Raw genomic sequence first — 15,698 nt, 5'->3', positions numbered from 1 at the left:
CTCTCTCCTAAAGATCTAACACAATTCGACTGCCACACATGCCTCTCGACACGCAGGGCATCAATTGCTGTGACTGATCTGCTTGCGATAAAAACGCATCACGATGATCCACATCCCCCTCTAGGTAGGTCGTTGCACATTGACCGCAGACGCCCCCCCGACATAGATTTGGAATCTCAACGCCAGACGCTTCTAATGCCTCTAACAAACTTTCGTCAGCACTCACCTCCAAGGTTTTATTCAAGCGTGCCAACTCAACCTGAAACGCTTGACCCGGCTCAGCGCCTGAAAAAGCTTCCCAATGAATTCGAGACGGTGACCAAGCGTTTTTAGTCGCGGCCTCTTGCACCGAATGGCGTAAACGCTCAGGCCCACAAACGTACACGTGCGTTCCAACGGATTGGTTAGACAGCAGTTGATCTAAATCCAGGCGTTGTTGAAGGTTTGAATCGTAGGTGTGCAGTTTGGCTGAGAAGGCTTGACGAAGATCGGTGACATAGGCATCCGTGACGCCACCACGATAGGCGTAGTGCAACTCATACGACTTGGATTGACGTTGAAATTCTGCAAGATACGAGAGAAAGGGGGTGATGCCTATACCACCTGCAATCAGAAGGTGATGCCGCGCAGATGAATTCGGTGCAAACAAATTCGAAGGGGGTGTGATGTGCAAATGGTCCCCTTCCGACAGCCCTTCATGCATAAAACGTGATCCACCTTTGGAGTGTTCTTGCAAACGAACGGCAATTCGATAACTAGAGGTATCCGCAGGGTCACTTAATAATGAATAGGCCTTTTTCAAAACTCGGTGAGACGTCGGCAGGTGAAGTTGGATATGACTTCCCGATGAAAATCCCGGCAAAGCCCCTTCCATAGGCGATAAGGTAAATTCTCGAATAACGTCGGTGAGCTGCTTTACTTTCGTGACTTCAACTTCAATCATTGAGCTCATCATTTAACATCACCTCCGTATGGCTGATTCGCATCTAGACACACTCCCATATAGGCCCCCAAACGTTGAGAAAAATGATCTCTAACAAAGAGCTTGACCTGGCAGGCCTGACAAATCACCTCCGCTTGAGTGGTAATGGGTTGAATTTGACCGCAGTGCACACAGTAAAGATTGCGGACATGCTCAGTTTTTAACAAGGTCATCTCGTCGTTTAACCATCCCGCTTGATTCGCAACAGACCAACACGACCAGATAAAGCGCTCATCCCCACATAAGACTAAGTGCGAGCCCACAGGTGTCTTTTGCAGGGCATCCTTCAAAGAAGGGTCTATAACACCCGCTTCCCATTTGACGTTTGTAAACACCCTGGATGATGGCAGGGCATTCACCATCGATACGAGTTCAATCGCTTTGGGATGATCGGCATCTTGGATAATCGAAATTAAAACGCGTACGTCCAGCTGTGGTATGCTTTGCGCATAGATTGGCTGACTCGGTAGACGGTTCTGACACTCTGTCTCCATGGGTATACATCCTCCACTTGCTTTCACCAAAGTTAAACAAAAGCACTTCTGTAAAAATTACCATGAAGAACTTTTTATTCTTAAAATGAAAGCACAGAGCATGCCAACCTAAGCAGGCTATTGATTTATATATCAACAACAGTAATCTTAAATTCCTCATAGGAATAATTTAAATCATTTCTGCCCAATTGCAGGGCACAAAGGGTGAAATAGAGAGTGATAAATGCTCATAAATGCCACACACTTGAGGTAGGCTTTACATCTTTCCACTCTAGATTTAATAAACGTGCGTACAAAAAATATTGATCCTAATTGACACCAAGACATCAGGAGTTCGTCATGAAGTTAACGAGTTTAAGCCTTCAAGATGGTCATGCCCTTCCAGAGAAGTTTGCGTTTGCTAAGATTGCTTCAGATAGCCCAATCACTCTATCCGATAACGAAAACCCGCATTTAGCTTGGAGCGATGCACCTGAAGGCACTCTCTCGTTTGCGATTATCTGTCACGATATTGATGTTCCTAGCCAAGGAGACCAAGTCAACAAAGAAGGTCAAACGGTGCCTAAGGACTTACCCCGCGTTGATTTTTATCATTGGTTACTTTGGAATATTCCAGCCACTACCTCAGAAATACAGGAAGGTACACATTGCCAAGGAGTTACGCCTCGTGGAAAACCAGGTCCAAATGCCCTCGAAGGCATGCTCCATGGTTTGAATGACTATACAGCCTGGTTTGCAGGTGATGAGGAAATGGAAGGTCAATATTTTGGTTACGATGGCCCCTGCCCTCCATGGAATGATGAACGCATGCACCATTATGTATTCACAGTCTATGCATTGGATAGCGACTCGATCAACCTGAAGGGTGCGGCAAAAGGTGCTGATGTGTTAGCTGCGATTCAGTCTCATATCATCGACTCAGCCTCAATTACCTGTACGTACAGCTTAAACCCGTCTGTTTTAGCGTAATTGTTAGGCGGCAGTATGAGTTGTTATTTTAGCAACTCATACTACGCTGAACAGCTCATATGCGAATGGATTTAAGATACTCAACAACCACTTTGGAAGCTGGACCATAAACACCCTCATCAAAGGCATGGCTGGTTTGCTCCATATTTAACTCAACCGTATGAGCACCGGCCATCTTTGCCACAGACATAAAGCCAGCGGCTGGATAGACCTTACCGGATGTACCAATCGAGATAAATAAATCCGATTCACTTACGCGTTCAAAGCACTCGTCCAAGCCATAAGGCACTTCACCAAACCAAACGATATCAGGTCGCATAGCACTGGGTGGCTGACAGCATGAGCAGCGGTCTTGGCCAGTTAAATCACTTGTCCATGTCTGTGCTTTGCCCGACTTTAAACACAAGACACTTTGCAACTGTCCATGCAGCGTCAATAAATTTAAACTCCCCGCTCGCTGATGCAAATTATCGACATTTTGAGTAATTAATTTAAAGCGGCCTCCCATGCTGACGTGGCGCTGCTCAAATTCAGCTAACGCTAAATGCGCCGCATTCGGTTTAATGTCATTTTGCTTCAATTGCGCTCGACGCAGGTTATAAAACTGATAAACCAACTCAGGATTTCGTGCAAAACCTTCTGGCGTTGCCACATCCTCAACACGATGCTCTTCCCAGAGTCCATTCGAATCGCGGAAGGTTTTAATGCCTGACTCGGCGGAAATACCCGCTCCAGTCAAGACCACAATATTCCTATATTGCATTAACGTATCTCGAAAGTTTTAAATGACTCGTCCATATCCTGTTGCTGCGCTTGAATGTCCGCGACATTTGCCAACTCTGGACCTTTACTCAACCAGGTTTCAACATGACGCACATTTTGCTCATCACCACAGAGCAAGGCTTCAACGGACCCGTCCGGCAAGTTTTTCACCCACCCTGTCACATTATTGAGTTGAGCCTGCTCCTGCGTAAAACGCCGAAACCACACCCCTTGTACTCGGCCACTGATGATTAAATGTAAACACAGTTTGCTCATAATCGACCCTCTAAGACTTATCACTTGATTTTGCATAATGAATAATGTCGTAAAACACGACAGGAGTCTTGCCTGTGTTGCGATACACGTGAAACTGATCGCCTGCAAACTTAACCCTATCACCTTGTTTAAGCCGAATCCACGCCCCATCAATAAAGAGCTCCAACTCACCTTCCAAGATAATTAAATGCTCTAAAACGCCCTGTTCGTGTGGATCAGACTGGGTTTGGCTGCCGGGCTCTAGTCGTAAATACATGACCTCAAAGCCAACCAATGGATCATAAGGAAACAAGGTAACCACGTCTATTCCCCTATCGTCAGAGACCACGCGATTAGATGCCTGAGGATTTGGCTCAGTAGAGGCAACCGATAAATCCGTCACTAGGGCTGTAAAAGACAGGTGGAATCCGGTTGCTATCTTCCAGAGTGTCGATAAGGTTGGGCTGGATTCCCCACGTTCAATTTGACCCAACATGGCCTTACTAACAGTGGTTTGTTTGGCCGCCTCGTCCAAACTCCATTGCCGCTCTTGGCGAAGTTGTCGCAAACGCTGACCTAACTGCAACACAGGAGGCTCTGACATAAAAAAATACCTCGTCCCGATTGTGCGTTATAGCGCACAGTGCTATGCTCACCGTATGAGCGTTATAGCGCACAATATAGCAGATTCGTTTGGCATAGTGACCTTTAGTCCTTCAAAAACAGGTGCCCTCGTGAAAGTTCCCTATTTTCTAACCCCGCAGTTGTTTAAAGATTTTTCGTTATCGACCCTGACCTCAGGCTTTGTTGCCATTTTAGTGGGCTATACCAGTTCGGCGGTCATTATTTTCCAAGCAGCCGCCTCCGCTGGTGCCAGCACGGCCGAGGTGACCTCCTGGTTTTTTGCGCTCGGCATTGGCATGGGCATTTCGACTCTAGGACTGACACTCTATTACAGAACGCCGATCTTAACGGCCTGGTCGACCCCTGGCGCTGCGCTTTTAGTAACGAGTTTAAATGGTGTCAGTCTACCCGAAGCCATTGCTGCTTTTATGTTTAGTGCCATTTTAATCACCCTGGCGGGCATCACCGGCTGGTTTGCCAAGATCATGCAATACCTCCCAATTCCACTGGCAAATGCGATGCTCGCTGGTGTTCTGTTTCAGTTTGGTTTATCGATTTTCGAATCCGCACAATCTGAACTTGCCCTAGTTATGTTGATGCTCGCCCTCTATCTCGTGGGTAAACGTTACGCACCACGCTATGCCATTTTGTTGGTGTTGGCAGGCGGTGTGATCATGGCTTGGGCGCAAGGTCTGATGACGATCAATCAGCTGGAATGGCAAATCGCACAACCTGTTTTCACAATGCCTAGTTTTTCGCTATCGGCTCTCATCAGTGTCGGGATTCCCTTGTTTATCGTCACCATGGCCTCTCAAAATATGCCAGGAATTGCGACCATCCGGGCCGCCGGTTACGAGCCCCCTTTATCACCCTTGATTACTTGGACAGGCCTAACCACCTTAGTCCTCGCCCCCTTCGGAGCTTATGCCCTGAACCTTGCTGCCATTACTGCAGCGATTTGCATGAGTGAAGATGCGCATCCAGATAAAAAACGACGCTATACAGCAGCTGTAGCGGCAGGATTCTTTTATCTTCTGACTGGCCTTTTAGCCGGATCGGTGGCGCTGTTATTGGCTTCCTTTCCTAAAGAATTGGTACTGGCGCTGGCAGGATTGGCGTTGCTTTCAACCATTGGCAATAGTTTGTCGACAGCTCTACAAGATCAATCACACCGTGAAGCCGCTTTAATCACTTTTTTAGTAACGGCATCGGGCATGACGCTCTTCTCTGTCGGCAGTGCCTTTTGGGGACTGATTGCAGGGTATGTGGCTTGGCGGGCATTTAAAGCTTAAGGCGATAAGCTTGAGACGATAAGCTTAATTCACTATGCAACTCAAAGAGTTGAAAAAAATGTTAAAAGGGCTTCACACTGCAAATCCGTTCATGTAGTATTTGCGTCCTCTTGAAGGCAACGCCTTATGGAGAAATGAGTCGGGGCGTAGCGCAGCCTGGTAGCGCACTTGCATGGGGTGCAAGGGGTCGCAGGTTCAAATCCTGCCGTCCCGACCAATAAATTCAACAACTTAGATCGTTTATCAAAATCTAAGTTGCTTTCAAAACTAAAATATTGTTTTTTGGTTGCCATTTGGTTGCCAATTAACAATTCCTATAATTTAACCAAGAATTTCGCTATTCCCCTTCCCTGTCTGACATGCGATTCCAAAGCTTGCAGGGGGTTGCTACCAAGATTCGACTTAAACTGTTCAATGGTTTCGCCATCAGCACCACTGGCACCCTTGTTAAACTTGACCAATTCCCATGCCTTCACGACATCACTTTTGGAAATTTTAAATGGTTTTGTTGCTTTCAAACATTCCTCCCACCTACGTGGTTAATATTTAAATTCAACAGGATAATTGACCCCCTTCGCTCAAGTACCATTACAGCACCTTCATCACTACTACGGGATCATCCGCCCCTATACTTCGCATTGCTACTCTGGCTCTTGCAGGGTCTCTGCTTGAGCTTCTCTCTTTACATCGAAGCGATAGGTTCCCACGTTCCATGTAAAAGCCTGTGTTAGGTTCACACCTTCTTCATGCCGGATACCGCCTAGACAGTAAACAGGTATCTTCCAGACTTATCCCGAGTTAACAACACCCCCTCGGTTTTGACATCGTTCTTACGCTTTCGACACGTCATCAAAGGTTAATTCAAATTCGTACCCGTAACACGCACCTGACAAAGCAAGCTTTGCCTTTTCCTTAACGCTCACCATCATGGCTCTTTACCATCGCAGCTTAAGCTGGTTTGAAGCCTCCTCCTGTAAAGGGACTTCGAGGGGCCTACCCTCATTTTTTGCATAGCGCGCAAAGTCGCCGCTTAAACAGCAACCTGTTCTCGTGGCACACTGCCATCTGCGAAGCCATGAGTCGAACTAACATGCGATTTATCACACCAAAAAAGGTTGAACAACAGGATCTCCAGGCTTTTCCTTGTCTACTTCAAGAAACTGTCGCCGTGTCCCAAAACTGAGCCTAAATGACTCCCTCATTCTTAGCCACATACGAAGCATAAACATAATAACCATCACTAATTAGCGTGCCATTGAGCTGATGTTTCATTATGTTTTCGATATGCTGCTGTCCTCGACTGGACGAAAAGGTAAAAACAACCTCATCCTGATCACAATAGAGTGGCCAGAACCAGCCTTGTTTGAGTTTACATTTTTTCGCCTTGCCCGCATTGATCGGCGTTTCGTCCATGGCTAACACTTTCCTGAAAAGTATATTTACCAACTGAGCCTCTACGATGGGACATAATAGATCCATAAAACGCTGAGTTAGCGTGGTCAAGGTGGCTTCGAAGTATACCCCCCAGTGGCATTTTAATTTTGATTTTATATAATTCTTGCATGAATATAGACGCACGCAAGCTCAGCCCAGAGCAACAAGAACAACTTAGGCAGAGAGCGATTCGGCTCCGACATGAAGGCAAAAGCTTCCGCGAGATCGGTCAACTCCTCAATGTTCACTCTGATACAGTTGGACGGTGGTATAAACGTTACGAGACAGGTGGTTTCACTGCTATCGCTGTTCAAAAGCGCGGTCCCAAAAAGAAACAACGCAGACTGACGATATTACAGGAACTGCACATCATAGAAGCCATTTTCAAGCAGACACCGGACCAGTTCAAGCTTAGCTCTGCTTTGTGGACTCGACGAGCCATTGCTCAATTGATCAAGCAGCTTTGGGATATAGACATTCCGGTCCGCACTATGGGGGACTACCTCAAGCGATGGGGCTTCACGCCAGAAAAGCCTTTGAAAAATGCTTGGGTACAAAACCCCTCTCGCATAAATGCATGGTTAAAAGAAGAGTACCCTAAGATCAAAGCGCGTGCAGCATCAGAAGCAGCCGAGATTTTCTGGGGTAACGAAACCGGTGTTAATAATCTCACTCGGTACGGCTGCAGGTATGTACCTGTTGGCGAAGCTCTAATACAGCCACTGCGAACCAAGTCAGTATTACTGAACATGATCTCGGCGACCAACAACCAAGGCACTGTGAGCTTCATGCTTTATAAATCAACAATGACAGCCAAGGTGTTGAATAAATTTTTGCAGGCATTGATTAAGTCGACACCTAATAAAGTCTTTCTCATCTTGGACAATTTGCAGGTGGATCATGCCAACCTAGTGAAAGGCTGGCTCAAACGTGGCAGGGCGAAGCGCTATCTAGAGGTATTCTTTTTGCCAGCGCACTCAACAGGGCCTGAACCCGGATGAGTTCCTGAACTGCGACTTCAAATAAATTGTGCGCAGTGACTCTGTTCCTCTTACAGCGGGCTCATTTAAGAAGCATGCTCACAGATTTTGACACCTCAACGACGCCCTGAGCAGGGTTGAAGCTATTTTTTTAATGGGGACCAAATTCCTTAGGCTGTAAAGTCGATCTAAATTACCGCCGACTTACACTTTATTAACCTTAAATACGTATCATACATATAACGAAACGGCGTTTACTCCGTGTTATCTAAATCCGTTTAGAACATTCAAATCAAAAAATATACCATGAAAGTTAATTATACCTTCAAGAATGCAGCCCATCTATAAATAATTGATATTTTTGATATTTTTGATATTTTTGATATTTTTGATATTTTATAAAACAAAAAAATACGATGAAAAAGCTTATAAACTTCAAAAAAAAATGATAAAAACCAAAATTTATAACTCTATTGTTCAAACCAAACACCAATAGCAACTTAATGTTTTAGACGAACAATTTCTTTTATTTCCAAAAAAACAATGTCCAACTATAACATCATGATTTTTTTGAATTTTTTTCAAAAAAAGTGCTTTTTTTTAAAAAAAATAGTGCTATTCTGTGTCTACAAAATCAAAAAAATTACTGTATATGGGTAGATATGAAGATGCTAAAAACTAAACCGACTTTGATAAATCATGCTTAAGAGTTGTGCTTTTTGGTCTAATTTCGTGATCATTAGTTAACCTTAACTAAGCACTCTACTCTAGTATAGAAAGCTAATGTAACTAATTTTTTCTTGATCTAAGGAGATTCAATGAATATATAAAAATCTAAATTCAAGTTGATGAGCTAAAAATTTCTAATCGAATTAGAGCTTAAAGCTACATCATAAAGTAGTACAAAGAAAAAATGCTTTAATATCTTAAAATTTTAAGACTGTTGATATTAAGATCATAAAATAATTTCTACCATGCCTGAGGAGGCTAAGAAAATGCTTTTACAAGACTCCCTTAAGGAACAATTCACACCAAAATTTATTAAACGAAAACAAGTTGAAGCTATGACTGGGCTGGCTCGGTCAACAATCTATCGTGAAATTTCGGCTAATCGTTTTCCTCAGCCAATAAAACTTAATTCTAAAGGCACAAGGGTTGCCTGGATTTTAGAGGAGATTAATGAGTGGATAGAGCAACGTATCAGTGAGAGTAGAACAACATAAAAATCGCTGCTCAGAAACACGTATGATTAATTAATGAAAAACTTTTAATGGAAGCAAGCTATATTTCACATATAAAAAATTAACATCAAAAATACACAAAGGCACATGACTAAGAAAGAGGTGATGCATCTTGCCTGGAAGATAGTCTATTTTGTTTAAGGGAATTAGTTTATCAAAATACTAATAGAACAGATGTGTCTTTTTATTACTAAATTTAATAAATTACTCTTTAAAAAGAATATTAAGGAAGAATTATGAGCATCTATAAAAAAACAAATGAAGAAAACAACATCATGGGACTCAATAAACTTAGTAACTTTCAGCCTAATCAAGTTGATTTATCTAAGCCAGTAGCTAATGACACTGACTATAGAGTGCTTTACGATATTTGTCAAGAAATTCAAAGCAGAAGAACTGTAGTTTGGAATATCAGAGACATAATGCAGCATAAAAAACTAATTATGATGTTAGGAGCTAGTGAAAGTGGAAAATCATTTATGGCGTTAGATATGAGCTTATCTATTGCAACAGGTCTTGATTGGCATTCACATGCTGTTAATCAAGGGCCTGTTGTATATGTTGCATGCGAAGGGCTGACTAGTTTGGAAATGCGTGCAAAAGCATGGTTTCAGTCTAAGAATCTAAACCCTAAAGACTATCAACTCTTAGTAACTAATCGCGCTATTGAATTTGCAAACACAGATTTTAAAGAGTTAATTGCAGATATTGAAAAAATGCAGACTAAACCAGAATTAATAGTAATTGACACTTTATCTCGCGCATCTTTAGGATTGGAAGAAAATAGCTCTTCACAAATGACTCAATTCATGGTGAAGTGCGAGCTTTTAAAAAATTACTTTAATTCCACTGTACTTTTAATTCATCATTGCGGACATAAGGGAGATCGTGCAAGAGGTACTTCTGCACTAAAAGCAGGGGTTGATCATGAAATAATTATTCAAAAATCAAATAATGGGTTAATTAGTGTAACCTATGGCAAAGACAGAGACTCTATTCGTTGCAACACACTAAATTTTGTTCTAGATCCTGTAGAGTTTCCAAAAAGCTCTGGTTGGCAAAACGATGATGGATCAGAAGTTACAAGCGCAGTTTTAAGAAGAACTGATTTTCAGAGTGCAGATGTGAATTGTAAAACTTCCATCTCCAAAAATTGTAAAACTTCGATCTCCAAAAAGTGTAAAGCTTCCATTTCCGATGAAATGGCATTAGAAAAATTGAAATATTGTTTAGAGCATCACTGCATTCAGACAGAGACCATTTCGGGTAAAGAAGTACCTATGACCTACATTGAGGAATGGAAAAAGAAAACTATAGAAATGGTTAAATCGGGAATTCAATCTTCATCTAAAACTAAAGCTTTTAGTAGAGCCAAATTAAGACTTTCAGAAAACAATACAATAAAACTCAAGGAAGATTACGTTTATATCCCTTAAGTAGGCGTAATGAATAAAATCGTAGTCAAATGTGGCATGTTAATTCAAGTGCCACTTCATACTTCTACCAAATCCCTTGTTATCAATTTAGGGCCTTGATCTAAAGGCTAATCAAGTGGCAGAAACCTGCGAACAGGTAAGGCAAGTTGCCCTGAATCGTCTTCCAGACGATTCCACATAGGAGTGAATGCTCTCGATGGCTTCAAGGATGTGCCCCAGGTAGTCGGGCAGTCGTTTAGGATCACGGCTTATACGGGAATGGCCTCCACGAGCGCGGATGCAGTGGAAGATGACGTGTATTTGCCGCGTCGGTAACCCAGTTTCGTAACTTCTATACTAATGAAATAGTCACCCGTGCCAAAGGCAGCGGTATGGTGATCACCCACGCCTACCAGCATATGCCTGAGGCCTTACCGCTACCCGCAGCTTTTACCCTTGATTTTGGTGAGTTTATATCTGCTCAGCGTGAAGGCTTCGGTATGGCTTTGTTCAGCGAACATCACTTTTATTTACGAGCAGATTGTGAACTCGACAGTTTTCAGCAGGATGCAATTGAAGCGCTAATAGATGATTCAGATCGCGGCGCTTACTTATCAAAGCATAGATGGATAGGTTTTTCTACAGCCTGAACGTTTGGTTAAGGGGCGGGCTTTAGCCCGTCCCAGTGAGCCCAGCGAACGATTTGAACCAGTTGTTATGCCGATTACGTTAGAAAAAACATGGCGAACAAAATTATTGATATTACTGTTCCATGAAACAGTAATAATGTCTTGGATAGTGCGACTGAAATAATTGATTCAACCTTTTCCTCAAAAGCAATGGTGTTCATACAGAAATTTCTGTTCTTTGATTTATCATTTGCAACTTCACTATATAGTTCTCGATAAAGTTTTTCTTGGCGAAGAAAGTATGCGTCAAGGGCCCAAAACACAATGACGGGAAAGTAGGCGATAATTAAAAACCTACTATCTGCATCCTTTGAGGATAAGACAAATATTGCAGCAACAAGGGTTATGCTCCAACCCTTTAGCAAGAAAGAGTTGCCGCCCATTCTAGAAATAACATTTTGTATAAAGCCAAGGTGGGCAATTTTTTCCTCAATATTCATGATTTTTTCCACTCTATTTCGGAGTTTTTCCGCGATACCCAGTGGCCGTAAGATGTATATGTATCCCTGTCTTTATGGATCCAGAGCACATCCTTTCCCGTATTGCTCTTTTCTTTTACGCAATATGGGTATAACCCAAGGTATTCTTGGCCATTGTAGGTACTTGTTGAAGTGGCTTTGACAGGAACAATGGATACCTTTTCCTTCAGGCCGTCAAAAAAGCCACACTCCCATGGCATCCATTTTGAGTTTTCTGAGTTCTCCGTAGTTACATAAAATAAAGATTTTGAGCTTTTCATTCTATTTCGTAAGGTGTCGGCTGTAATAGGCGTCACTTTTGAGCGATCAAGTTGCCGATCATCTATCCAGTCCACATAAACGGTATAACCTAAATCCTCACATATGCCCTTAATTCCAAGTATGATCTCGGCATCTTTTATGCTGTGAGAAAGGAAAATGTCATATGTTTTTGTTTCTGAGTATGACTCCATTGATTCTGTAATGATTTGTTTTGCGTCGCGCGCGTAATAAGATTTTCTTATGGTTTGGTCAGCACTTACTGCTTGCCTTGCTCTAGCGCGGACTTCACTCTCTGTAAAAAGTGCCACTGATTTCTCCTTTAGGCATAACGCTTGCAGCACGTGCGCCCTTGGAATGGAGCCGAAGGCGCAATGTAAAGGACGTCACCGTGCCTGCACTGGTTAGATTTATTACTGCTCATTCAGACGTACCCGAACCAATATGAAATCAGCAACTTGCTCCGGGTTGAACCTGTTCAGATCAATGTAACCATCATGTTCGAATATCCCGGGTATTTCTGCATCATCAGACCTAACGAACATGATGGCATGATCGCTTTTATTATTGATGATTCCTCTGATTGCCCGCCATTCGATACCACACCACATTTTCCTTTCGTAATCGCCCGATAAGAATACGACGATTAAGTCAGAGTTTTTGAGGTATACGGTTTGCAGTAAGCTGTCCAGATTTGGGCGCGCTAGCTGTGCTGTAAAATCGTCATCGTAGAAAATAGAACCCGTGGGTAAAGAGCTTTTCAACCGATTAACTATGGACAGAACGCATTCACGAACTTCGCCGGGGAATGAGAATGCGACCTTAAACCTAAGCTCTTCCAGCTTGCCAGTACGTCCAACTGGATTAATGAACTTCTGATCAATCAATCCTGCTGCATATAGACGGCTGAATAGGTCCTCATCCTTTACAGCCCAGTGGGTTCTGTTCATTTCCCACTCGCCGATATCAAGAAGTCTGCCAATTGGTGATATCTCAGAGAATGGAATTGGGTGAATGTCCCGCTCAAACTCGTATTCGATCATAATGGAGCGGCTCCGTTCCTTGAGGGAGCGAATGTAGCCAACTCTAACCGGCTCGCTCTTTCCTTCGTACGCAAACAAGCAAGGAAATGACTTCAAGAGCTCAATGTGTTCAGCGGTAAGAGACTTAAAAAGCGTTCTCTCTTTATCGTTAGTGTGCTCAAGAAAACGGTCTCTAGTAAACTCATAAGCTGGCAAATCCCAGGCGCCGTCGTGCGCTGTCACCAAAAGGTTGTACATAAGAGTTTGCTCTCCTGAAAAAATCTAACAAATAAGCGGTTATACAGCGGCGCTACCGCAGCTATAACCGACTGTTGAACGCCGCTCAGCACTTAATCTAGGGAATTTGCTTTTTATGATCGGTGGGGGTTCCATGGCGTTAGTGCCTTTCATTCGAACCAGCACTGTCGCTTAACTCGATCTCAATCCCTTAAAGCTTATTTACTTTGTGGCTTTAATGAACATTTATAGCCATATTTCTGTTGTTTGGCAACACAGAACCCTCAGGGCCGACCTGATAAAATTTTCCATGATAATGCCACTGTGCGTGAACTAACTACTGTTCAACAACGCCAGAGAGGCTTCGTTGTGCAATGTCATCGATTCACTCGAATACTCACCTAAACAGGTCACTGGCTCATGACCACATGATGGACAATGGGCATGGCTTGAACTGACTACTTGCTCTACCTGATCACTCTCAACCTTTAGCTCCTGCCCCAGTTGCTCTCGAATCAGTAACAAACATCGTCGCTTAATTGCATTCGATAAGAATCCATAGAGTCGAATGCGCATGAACCCTTTCGGTAAAACATGCAGTAAAAAGCGCCGAACCAACTCCTCTGGCGTTAGGTGTAACTTGCCGTTTCTAGCAGCACGATAATCATGATACGCAAGCGTCACCCGATTCGGTGGGCTCTCCAGTAATCGATGATTACTCAAGCCTATGCGATGGCTATAACGTGCAAGATAATTCACCAAGGTTTCTCGATACTGAATCGCAGCCTTGCTATAAACGCACCAAGGCTTGTTCATCAGTTGCCTCAACACTCGATCAAAATCGTCAGTGCAAATCGATGAGAAACCGCCATTCACTTTCGTCTCTCGAAGTGCGCTCACCAGCAACCCTCTAAACCGTTTAGAGAGCGCTTTTACTGGCAATAAGTATCCTTTGTTTCGATCTATCCATGACTGTGAGGACGTAATGACACCTGCAGGTATTAAACAGTGCAAATGCACATGGCGCGTTAGTTTCTGTCCCCATTTATGAAGAACGGCCGTCATTCCAAGTTGCCCATGCAGTTTGCGCTGCCCCATCACATGAAGCGTCTTCCAACATGACTTAAGTATTTGGGATCATAGGTAAGATGCTTATCTAGACCATAGAACAACACATCTACTGGCCGATAGCGTTCCGTAAGCTCATCAGTTGAGCGATAAAATTTTCTAGCCAACTCCGTGAGCTGGTATAAATACACTCGACAAGTACTTTTGGTGAAACCTTGGAGAGCCATCTTGTCGATGACGTGTTGACGAAGTGGTGATATGGCTTAAACCTCCTAATGATTAAAGGAGACTTGAGTGTGGACAGAAAACTACGGGATGCAGCCAAGCTCCGCGAAGCGGCTTAGTTCAACGCCGTTGTAACCGGACTGAAATGCGGAGCGGTTTACAATCTTGTTATGAGTTTTTCTTACGGCCATGCCGAATAATCCGCTTTGTAGCCTGAACATTGACGTGATCCTTTAGTGACTGGTCAGGATACTTCCTGAAACCCCGAAGTCTAGAGGATTTGGTGGAATTTATGAATTCACTCTCCGCCACTATAGCCAAATCTTCGTTGATGGCAGATCCACCTAGTGATTTCAATTTCTGCAATTTAGACCTCTGAGCATGCTCGCTGGACCGTTTTTTCTTTTTAATAGTCTTCCTGCTTCCTTTATCGCTCTCACCGTAGCAATTTCGGCGATCCCTTGAATAGCTGAGTTCTTTTTTCTCCTGAGGACTCTTGATCTTGCTCATAACTCAATTCTCATAACAAACAAAACAAATAATCAGTTTTATGGCGGCGCTGCAGCAGCTATAACCGCCTGTTGAACGCCGCTCAGTACTTAATCTAGGGAATTTGCTTTTTGTGATCGGTGGGGGTTCCATGGCGTTAGTGCCTTTCATTCGAACCAGCACTGTCGTGTAACTCGATCTCAATCCCTTGAAGCTTATGGACTTTGTGGCTTTATTGAACCTTTATAGCCATATTTCTGTTGTTTGGCAACACACTACCCTCAGAGCCGACCTGATATAATTTTGCATGACAATACCACTGTGCGAGAACTAGCTACTGTTCAGCAGCACCAGAAGCACTTCGTTGTGTAATGTCATCAATTCAATCGAACACTCACCTAAACAGGTCACTGGCTCATGACCACATGATGGACAGTGAGCAGGGGTTGAACTGACGACTTGAGCCTCCTGATCACTCTCAACCTTCAGCCCCTGTCACAGCTGCCGTCGAATCAGTAACATACATCGGCGCTTAATCGCATTCGATAAGAATCCATAGTGTCGAATGCGCGGCGTTTTTCAAGCTAGTTGTCACCATTAGCCGTTTTAAGCGGCTCGTTTTTCTACTTGTTTAGTCGGCTGTTTTTCTGGATTCAGTGTTATCGGTCCCACTGGTGTGCAGTTTCGTACTTCGCGGTTTCCCCACCGATCTGGGTTGGCCGCTTTCGCTGCTTCAATCCGCTCTTTGCGCTTCGCCAGTATGGCCTTATCCTGACCTGTATG

Annotated in this window: 16 protein-coding genes, 1 tRNA gene and 1 pseudogene; 7 read left to right on the top strand and 11 right to left on the bottom strand. The window is 43.5% G+C overall.

Annotation, left to right across the window (positions count from 1 at the left end; translation table 11 throughout):
- Positions 1–7: 7 nt before the first annotated feature.
- Positions 8–955 carry a PDR/VanB family oxidoreductase gene (locus tag DN062_RS15370; protein WP_205126752.1) on the bottom strand — a complete coding sequence of 316 codons (948 nt, stop codon included), beginning with the start codon at positions 953–955 and terminating at the stop codon, positions 8–10.
- On the bottom strand, positions 952–1,476 hold the full coding sequence (locus DN062_RS15365; protein ID WP_112160189.1) for a dimethylamine monooxygenase subunit DmmA family protein: 525 nt from the start codon (positions 1,474–1,476) through the stop codon (positions 952–954). The genes DN062_RS15370 and DN062_RS15365 overlap by 4 nt, the downstream gene beginning before the upstream one ends.
- 339 nt (positions 1,477–1,815) lie before the next feature.
- On the opposite strand from DN062_RS15365, the gene DN062_RS15360 reads away from it, so the two are divergent.
- On the top strand, positions 1,816–2,445 hold the full coding sequence (locus DN062_RS15360; protein WP_112160188.1) for a YbhB/YbcL family Raf kinase inhibitor-like protein: 630 nt from the start codon (positions 1,816–1,818) through the stop codon (positions 2,443–2,445).
- A gap of 55 nt (positions 2,446–2,500) precedes the next feature.
- On the opposite strand, the gene cobB is transcribed toward DN062_RS15360, so the two are convergent.
- Genes cobB through DN062_RS15345 form a run of 3 tightly spaced genes read right to left on the bottom strand, consistent with a single transcriptional unit; the run spans position 2,501 to position 4,066 of the window.
- Complete coding sequence (gene cobB, locus DN062_RS15355; RefSeq protein ID WP_112160187.1) at positions 2,501–3,208, bottom strand: Sir2 family NAD+-dependent deacetylase; 708 nt, start codon at positions 3,206–3,208, stop codon at positions 2,501–2,503.
- Positions 3,208–3,483 carry an acylphosphatase gene (locus DN062_RS15350; protein WP_112160186.1) on the bottom strand — a complete coding sequence of 92 codons (276 nt, stop codon included), beginning with the start codon at positions 3,481–3,483 and terminating at the stop codon, positions 3,208–3,210. Before DN062_RS15350 ends, cobB begins: the two co-directional genes overlap by 1 nt.
- 10 nt (positions 3,484–3,493) lie before the next feature.
- The gene (locus DN062_RS15345) at positions 3,494–4,066 is read right to left on the bottom strand and encodes a helix-turn-helix domain-containing protein (protein WP_112160185.1); all 573 of its coding nucleotides are present in this window, start codon (positions 4,064–4,066) and stop codon (positions 3,494–3,496) included.
- Between the two features lie 130 nt (positions 4,067–4,196).
- Here DN062_RS15345 and DN062_RS15340 point away from each other — a divergent pair, with 130 nt between their 5' ends.
- The gene (locus tag DN062_RS15340; protein ID WP_239995811.1) at positions 4,197–5,378 is read left to right on the top strand and encodes a benzoate/H(+) symporter BenE family transporter; all 1,182 of its coding nucleotides are present in this window, start codon (positions 4,197–4,199) and stop codon (positions 5,376–5,378) included.
- Positions 5,379–5,518: 140 nt separating this feature from the next.
- Positions 5,519–5,595 (top strand) — tRNA-Pro (locus DN062_RS15335).
- Positions 5,596–5,692: 97 nt separating this feature from the next.
- On the opposite strand, the gene DN062_RS15330 is transcribed toward DN062_RS15335, so the two are convergent.
- Both DN062_RS15330 and DN062_RS15325 read right to left on the bottom strand, forming a co-directional pair.
- Positions 5,693–5,896, bottom strand: coding sequence for a hypothetical protein (locus DN062_RS15330; RefSeq protein WP_112160184.1), 204 nt, complete (start codon positions 5,894–5,896; stop codon positions 5,693–5,695).
- Between the two features lie 673 nt (positions 5,897–6,569).
- Positions 6,570–6,887 (bottom strand): annotated as a pseudogene (locus tag DN062_RS15325) (IS66 family transposase); the annotation flags it as partial.
- A gap of 53 nt (positions 6,888–6,940) precedes the next feature.
- Here DN062_RS15325 and DN062_RS15320 point away from each other — a divergent pair.
- The 4 genes from DN062_RS15320 to DN062_RS15300 all read left to right on the top strand — a co-directional run bounded on the left by DN062_RS15320 (position 6,941) and on the right by DN062_RS15300 (position 11,098).
- Positions 6,941–7,813, top strand: a complete 873-nt coding sequence (locus tag DN062_RS15320) for an IS630 family transposase (protein ID WP_112160182.1) — start codon at positions 6,941–6,943, stop codon at positions 7,811–7,813.
- A gap of 974 nt (positions 7,814–8,787) precedes the next feature.
- Positions 8,788–9,015: a helix-turn-helix transcriptional regulator gene (locus DN062_RS15310; protein WP_112160180.1), complete on the top strand. Its 228-nt coding sequence runs from the start codon at positions 8,788–8,790 to the stop codon at positions 9,013–9,015.
- Positions 9,016–9,269: 254 nt separating this feature from the next.
- Complete coding sequence (locus DN062_RS15305) at positions 9,270–10,469, top strand: AAA family ATPase (protein WP_112160179.1); 1,200 nt, start codon at positions 9,270–9,272, stop codon at positions 10,467–10,469.
- Positions 10,470–10,840: 371 nt separating this feature from the next.
- The gene (locus DN062_RS15300; RefSeq protein WP_112160178.1) at positions 10,841–11,098 is read left to right on the top strand and encodes a hypothetical protein; all 258 of its coding nucleotides are present in this window, start codon (positions 10,841–10,843) and stop codon (positions 11,096–11,098) included.
- 74 nt (positions 11,099–11,172) lie between these two features.
- Here DN062_RS15300 and DN062_RS15295 read toward each other — a convergent pair whose 3' ends face one another.
- The 4 genes from DN062_RS15295 to DN062_RS15280 form a co-directional block, all read right to left on the bottom strand.
- Entirely contained in the window at positions 11,173–11,577 is a 405-nt protein-coding gene (locus tag DN062_RS15295) for a hypothetical protein (RefSeq protein WP_112160177.1), read from the bottom strand.
- The gene (locus DN062_RS15290; RefSeq protein WP_112160176.1) at positions 11,574–12,185 is read right to left on the bottom strand and encodes a toll-Interleukin receptor; all 612 of its coding nucleotides are present in this window, start codon (positions 12,183–12,185) and stop codon (positions 11,574–11,576) included. The genes DN062_RS15295 and DN062_RS15290 overlap by 4 nt, the downstream gene beginning before the upstream one ends.
- Positions 12,186–12,287: 102 nt before the next feature.
- Positions 12,288–13,154 (bottom strand): TIR domain-containing protein, encoded by an 867-nt coding sequence (locus tag DN062_RS18555; protein WP_156460563.1) that lies wholly within the window; start codon positions 13,152–13,154, stop codon positions 12,288–12,290.
- Positions 13,155–13,466: 312 nt separating this feature from the next.
- The gene (locus DN062_RS15280; RefSeq protein WP_420811679.1) at positions 13,467–14,264 is read right to left on the bottom strand and encodes an IS91 family transposase; all 798 of its coding nucleotides are present in this window, start codon (positions 14,262–14,264) and stop codon (positions 13,467–13,469) included.
- Between the last annotated feature and the right edge of the window lie 1,434 nt (positions 14,265–15,698).

Source organism: Nitrincola tibetensis, assembly GCF_003284585.1.
GTDB lineage: Bacteria > Pseudomonadota > Gammaproteobacteria > Pseudomonadales > Balneatricaceae > Nitrincola > Nitrincola tibetensis.
This window is presented reverse-complemented; position numbering and strand designations above follow the sequence as displayed.

What these genes read in the sequence shown, in the direction of transcription:
- DN062_RS15370 (WP_205126752.1), bottom strand. Translation starts at nt 955, where the DNA reads ATGATGAGCTCAATGATTGAAGTTGAAGTCACGAAAGTAAAGCAGCTC.
- DN062_RS15365 (WP_112160189.1), bottom strand. Translation starts at nt 1,476, where the DNA reads ATGGAGACAGAGTGTCAGAACCGTCTACCGAGTCAGCCAATCTATGCG.
- DN062_RS15360 (WP_112160188.1), top strand. Translation starts at nt 1,816, where the DNA reads ATGAAGTTAACGAGTTTAAGCCTTCAAGATGGTCATGCCCTTCCAGAG.
- cobB (WP_112160187.1), bottom strand. Translation starts at nt 3,208, where the DNA reads ATGCAATATAGGAATATTGTGGTCTTGACTGGAGCGGGTATTTCCGCC.
- DN062_RS15350 (WP_112160186.1), bottom strand. Translation starts at nt 3,483, where the DNA reads ATGAGCAAACTGTGTTTACATTTAATCATCAGTGGCCGAGTACAAGGG.
- DN062_RS15345 (WP_112160185.1), bottom strand. Translation starts at nt 4,066, where the DNA reads ATGTCAGAGCCTCCTGTGTTGCAGTTAGGTCAGCGTTTGCGACAACTT.
- DN062_RS15320 (WP_112160182.1), top strand. Translation starts at nt 6,941, where the DNA reads ATGAATATAGACGCACGCAAGCTCAGCCCAGAGCAACAAGAACAACTT.
- DN062_RS15310 (WP_112160180.1), top strand. Translation starts at nt 8,788, where the DNA reads ATGCTTTTACAAGACTCCCTTAAGGAACAATTCACACCAAAATTTATT.
- DN062_RS15305 (WP_112160179.1), top strand. Translation starts at nt 9,270, where the DNA reads ATGAGCATCTATAAAAAAACAAATGAAGAAAACAACATCATGGGACTC.
- DN062_RS15300 (WP_112160178.1), top strand. Translation starts at nt 10,841, where the DNA reads ATGGTGATCACCCACGCCTACCAGCATATGCCTGAGGCCTTACCGCTA.
- DN062_RS15295 (WP_112160177.1), bottom strand. Translation starts at nt 11,577, where the DNA reads ATGAATATTGAGGAAAAAATTGCCCACCTTGGCTTTATACAAAATGTT.
- DN062_RS18555 (WP_156460563.1), bottom strand. Translation starts at nt 13,154, where the DNA reads ATGTACAACCTTTTGGTGACAGCGCACGACGGCGCCTGGGATTTGCCA.